At 48.3% G+C, this 5,112-nt stretch carries 5 protein-coding genes; 3 read left to right on the top strand and 2 right to left on the bottom strand.

Annotated elements, in window-relative coordinates:
• Positions 1-357 precede the first annotated feature (357 nt).
• A complete protein-coding gene (locus ACRCZA_RS02010; protein WP_438672812.1) occupies positions 358-822 on the top strand; it encodes an RNA-binding protein in 465 nt (154 codons plus the stop codon).
• A gap of 28 nt (positions 823-850) precedes the next feature.
• On the opposite strand, the gene murI is transcribed toward ACRCZA_RS02010, so the two are convergent.
• On the bottom strand, positions 851-1,669 hold the full coding sequence (gene murI, locus ACRCZA_RS02005; protein WP_438672811.1) for a glutamate racemase: 819 nt from the start codon (positions 1,667-1,669) through the stop codon (positions 851-853).
• Positions 1,670-1,880: 211 nt separating this feature from the next.
• On the opposite strand from murI, the gene trmA reads away from it, so the two are divergent.
• Complete coding sequence (gene trmA, locus ACRCZA_RS02000) at positions 1,881-2,981, top strand: tRNA (uridine(54)-C5)-methyltransferase TrmA (protein ID WP_438672810.1); 1,101 nt, start codon at positions 1,881-1,883, stop codon at positions 2,979-2,981.
• A 492-nt stretch (positions 2,982-3,473) separates the two neighbouring features.
• Here the strand turns inward: trmA and fabR are convergent, their stop codons facing one another.
• On the bottom strand, positions 3,474-4,088 hold the full coding sequence (fabR, locus tag ACRCZA_RS01995; RefSeq protein ID WP_438672809.1) for an HTH-type transcriptional repressor FabR: 615 nt from the start codon (positions 4,086-4,088) through the stop codon (positions 3,474-3,476).
• A gap of 144 nt (positions 4,089-4,232) precedes the next feature.
• Here fabR and ACRCZA_RS01990 point away from each other — a divergent pair.
• On the top strand, positions 4,233-5,112 hold an 880-nt coding region (locus ACRCZA_RS01990), incomplete at its 3' end, for an acyl-CoA desaturase (protein ID WP_438672808.1).

Raw genomic sequence — 5,112 nt, 5'->3', positions numbered from 1 at the left:
TTCAACTTTCTTTTCGCTCATCAATCAGTAATCTAATCGGTTACTTATCGATGACTGCCTTTGGCTAACTGCGTTTCGCTGCTGCCGTGTCAGTGGATGCGCATTATAGGCAGCTGAACTTTTTGTGCAAGGGCTTTTTCTCACGCGGCGAATCGACCGCCGAGAATTTAGTCAACATGTTTATTTTTTACCTCATCTGTGCCATTTGCCGCCGCTCGAAAGGAGGTTTATTCCCTAATTTGTTATTTCGCGCTCAATTTTTCAGCAGCACTCTAGTGTAAAAGTAAATAATTCATTACCATAGGCTTCGCTATTAACAGTTGGTTATCATCTTATATTTCATCAGAGAGCATTTTTATGCAAAAGTCATTTCTTATCATCTTAGTCATCGCCATTCTTGGCGCTGTTGCGCTATCTCAGTTCGCGCCGACCTTGCCTGCTTATATTGCGTTTGTTGCCGGCGTTATTATTACCACGCTTATTTTTAAATTTATCCCTGAATCAAGCACGGCTCAAAATGCCGACGAGCAGTATGTTGGGCCAACGATGACGCTATATGTCGGTAATCTGCCCTATCGGGTGCATGAAGGTGAAGTGAAGTCACTATTTAGTGAGTTTGGGCCTGTGAATTCTGTCCGCTTGGTGCGGGATCGTAAGACAGGGCGACGTAAGGGCTTTGGATTTGTGGAAATGTCTGAGGCGGGCGCCCAAAAAGCCATGGCCAAACTGAATGACTTTAACTTCCAAGAACGGACGTTAAAGGTCAGAGAAGCGAAAACCCAAGACTCTGATGGCACCGAACGTGCGGACGCTGAAGAGTAAGAGTTGCGGATAAACCGCTTTCGTTGTTTTATTCGTTGGTTGTGGCGATTCGTTCGATAGTTGAAAAACCACAATCAACTAATGCCGTTTGCAAACCTTCTCCAATTTCTGCCTTAGTATAGAAAGCCTGCAGCTGCGGCTGCTCTCCCTGCCCCTGTTGATCACTCACAACATTGCTAATATGACTCTGACCCAACAGCGATGCCACTCGCTTAGCAATGGCTGCGCCTGAATCCAATAATGTCACTTCTGGCCCAAGCACCTGCTGCAATTCATGGCGGATCATCGGAAAATGTGTGCAACCGAGCACGAGCACATCAATATCGGCGGCAATGACCGGTGCCAATAATTCAGCAAGCCTTTGCATATCCAATTGTCCGCTTTCGATTTTTTGCTCCGCCATCAAGACAAGCTCTGAGCAACCAAACAATTCAACATGACAATCGTCGGCAAACTGACTAATAAGAGTGTGAGTATAATGCCGCTTTACCGTGCCCGGTGTCGCTAACAACCCAATCCGTTTACTGGCGGAGATACGTGCGGCAGGCTTGATGGCCGGCACCACCCCCACAACAGGAATACTTAATTGAGAGCGTAGCGCTGGCAATACCACAGTACTGGCGGTATTACAGGCCACGACCACAATTGCCGCATCGATACGCGCCACTAATTGGCTGATTAACGCCACACAGCCCGACACCAGTACTTGTTCATCCAATTCGCCGTAAGGCAACCTTGCGTTATCAAACAGATAGCAGTAATGCTGCCGAGGTAGCAGCTTGCGGATTTCAGCGAGCACGGATAGGCCGCCAATCCCAGAATCAAATACTAATATAGGTCGCGACAAGTCAGTCCCCACGATTAATGGCCTGATGCAATGCTAGCCAGGTTAGGTGATGGCCGAATAAGGCCAACGAAAACGCCACGTTATTCGACGCCAAGCGTCGCGCGGGCGGATTTTCCCACAGCTTGGCGCAAACCGCAAAAGCAAGATACTGGACATTCGTGCCACCTAGTATAATATTTGCGCCCCCAAATACAGCCACGGTGAATCAACAATGAATTTAGCAGCAATGGATCCTCAGACCTACGATGCCCAGTTAGACGCTAAGCGTATCAAACTCGAACAGGCCTTTGCCCAATTTGCCGCACCGAGCGTTGAAGTGTTCGCCTCTGAGCCCGCCCACTATCGGATGCGTGCCGAGTTTCGCGTCTGGCACGAGGGTGACGATTTATACTATTACATGTTTGATAAGGTGCTGAATGCTAAAGTGCGCTGCGACCAATATCTGCCAGCAAGCACATTAATCAACCAAGTGATGTTAGCGCTAATGGCAGAGTTAAAGCCCAATCACAGCCTGCGGCACAAACTGTTTCAAGTGGATTTTTTATCGACCCTCAGTGGCGAGATTTTAGTGTCGCTTTTGTACCACAGACAACTCGATGCGCAGTGGCATAGCGAAGCCAGCGCCCTCAAAGCCAAATTAAGTCAACAGTTTAACATCAACCTTATCGGGCGCGCGCGTAAGCAAAAAATCGACCTAGATAAAGATTATGTGGTTGAATCCTTAGAGGTTAATGGCAAAACCCTACATTACAAGCAAATCGAAAATAGCTTTACCCAACCCAACGCTAACGTCGCCATTAAGATGCTGGAATGGGCGATTGATGTCACCCAAGGTAGCCAAGGCGACCTACTTGAGCTGTACTGCGGCAATGGCAATTTTTCAATTGCATTAGCGCAAAACTTTAAGCGAGTGCTCGCCACCGAACTTGCCAAGCCCTCCGTGGATGCGGCGCAGTACAACATTGCGGCAAACGGGATTGAAAACCTTCAGATTATCCGCATGTCGGCCGAAGATTTTAGCGATGCGATGGCCAAAAAACGGCAATTTAGACGCCTAGAAGGAATCGATTTAGATAGCTATGTGTGTAATACCATTTTTGTGGATCCGCCAAGAGCGGGGATCGACCCCGATACCCTAGCGTTAGTGCAAGGTTATGAGCGGATTTTATATATCTCTTGCAATCCAGAGACCCTAAAAGACAACCTCGAGCAGCTATCTAAAACACATAAAATCAGCCGTTTTGCGCTATTTGACCAATTTCCTTATACCGACCACATGGAATCTGGTGTATTGCTAGAGCGGATTAACTAGGGCTGTAGCAAAGTGACAAGCAACGGCGGGCCACCATCACAGGCCCGCTGTTGTGAGTAAGTTCACGTTATCTAGTTTGGTTTAGCTTTGCTCTAGCGATTTGACTCACCTCAAGAGGAAGGCCACCCTTGAATAGCCACAAATGAGGCTCGTGGGCGGTATTTCGCGCTATAGCGTTACAGGCCCTGCGCGCATTTTAATTTGATTGTTAGCTCTCATTTTCCTTATCAGTGATGTAGTTTACTAACATACTACCGAGTGTAGTAAGACTTGCACTTTCCCCCCTTACTTCAGTAAGCCCTAAGCGGAGAAATGTTTGTTTGTCACTGTCCTGCAAGGCTATTAGCTAAACACTCACGCAAAATAATGATTTTCGGCATGAAGCAGACCCCCTAAGCCGACTTCATTCGTCTCTAACCGCTTATTCGATACCACTAACGCGATATCACTTACTTACGCGATACCACTTACTTACGCGATACCATAGTCCAATTAACGATGCTCAACCTTATGTTGCAGGGCTTCGGCTCCCATGGCCACCATGCGCAACTGCATCACCAATTGATCGGCCAAAATCTTGCGGTCGGCACGCTTCATATCCAGTGCCGAGGCACCGGCGTTAAATACCAGCGTAACTAAAGCCTCGGCCTGTGCTCTGGCGAGCAGCGGAGTCCGCCCGGCGGTGGCCTCGGTATAATGGGCCAGCTCTGAGATAAAATGCTCAATTTCACGGGCAACGGCGGCCCGAAAGGCTGCGGAGGTGCCTGAACGTTCATGCAATAAAATTCGAAAAACGTTAGGGTTAGAATCTAGCACTTCCATAAAGGTGTCGACAGAAATCCGGATCACACTGCCGCCCGCCTCAGCGCGTTGCCGCCCCTTGCGCATCATTTGTCTTAAGGTCAGCCCGCCTTCATCGACCATCGTTAGGCCGAGCTCATTCATATCCTTAAAATGGCGATAAAACGAGGTGGGGGCAATATTGGCCTCCCGTGCGACCTCTCGCAAACTTAAGCTCGAAAAACTGCGTTCAGCACTTAGCTGATTAAAAGCGGCATCCACCAATGCCCTGCGCGTTTTCTCTTTTTGCTGTGCACGAATACCCATTCTCAAATCCACTAACTGAATGTAATGGCGCGATAATAGCGCGTTTAGCCGTTAAACGCAGCCCCATCCTACTTGACCAAATGTTACGCACACGTTAGATTAGCTTACAGTTGTACGCTCAAATGCGGATATTGGATATCATTCATGAAAAAACCCCCTCTCATCTGGCTTAATGTCAGTTTATTTAGTCTTACCTTTTTAGGCGCCCTCGTCATCGTACCGTGGCGTGGTATCAGCCACGGCTACGCTGCCAGCGAGTGGTTAGCCTTTATTGCGCTCGCCTTTGCCAGCGGCCTATCAATCACCGCCGGTTACCACAGATTATGGTCCCATAAAGCCTATAAGGCTCACCCTGCAATACGCTTCATTTTCGCCCTTGGCGGGGCATTAGCCTTGCAAAATAGCGCCTTGCATTGGGCCTCGGATCATCGCGTGCACCATAAGCATGTTGATGATAATGATAAAGATCCCTACTCGGCTAAACTGGGTTTTTGGTATAGCCATATCGGTTGGATGCTGCGCGAGTATCAGGCGCAGCGTTACCACGATTATCAAAACGTGCGCGACTTACAAAATGACAAAATAGTCATGTGGCAACACAAGCATTATTTAGCGCTGGTGCTTTTGATGAACATTGGCTTACCGGCGTTTTTAGGCTTGCTTAATGGTGATATCGCCTCAATGCTACTCATGGCGGGGTTACTGCGCTTGGTGGTGGTGCATCATTGCACCTTCTTTATCAACTCGCTTGCCCATGTGTGGGGCAGCCAGCCCTACACCGATAAAAACACGGCCCGGGACAACGGTTTTCTGGCCATGTTGACCTACGGCGAGGGGTATCATAATTTCCATCATATCTTTGAAAACGATTACCGCAACGGCATTAAATGGTGGCATTACGATCCAACTAAATGGTTGATTAAAAGCCTTTCCTGGCTTGGACTCACCAAGGATTTGCGCACCAGCCCGCAGGAACGAATTGAAAGTGCACGCCTGCAAATGCAACTGCTGCGCACCAAAAACA

Source organism: Shewanella sp., from assembly GCF_051658185.1.
Classification (GTDB): Bacteria; Pseudomonadota; Gammaproteobacteria; order Enterobacterales; family Shewanellaceae; genus Shewanella.
The sequence above is the reverse complement of the archived record's forward strand: the minus strand, read 5'-3'. Positions and strand labels throughout refer to the sequence as shown.

Excerpts from the sequence above, each read along its gene's own strand:
- ACRCZA_RS02010 (WP_438672812.1), top strand. The coding sequence starts at position 358 with ATGCAAAAGTCATTTCTTATCATCTTAGTCATCGCCATTCTTGGCGCT.
- trmA (WP_438672810.1), top strand. The coding sequence starts at position 1,881 with ATGAATTTAGCAGCAATGGATCCTCAGACCTACGATGCCCAGTTAGAC.
- fabR (WP_438672809.1), bottom strand. The coding sequence starts at position 4,088 with ATGGGTATTCGTGCACAGCAAAAAGAGAAAACGCGCAGGGCATTGGTG.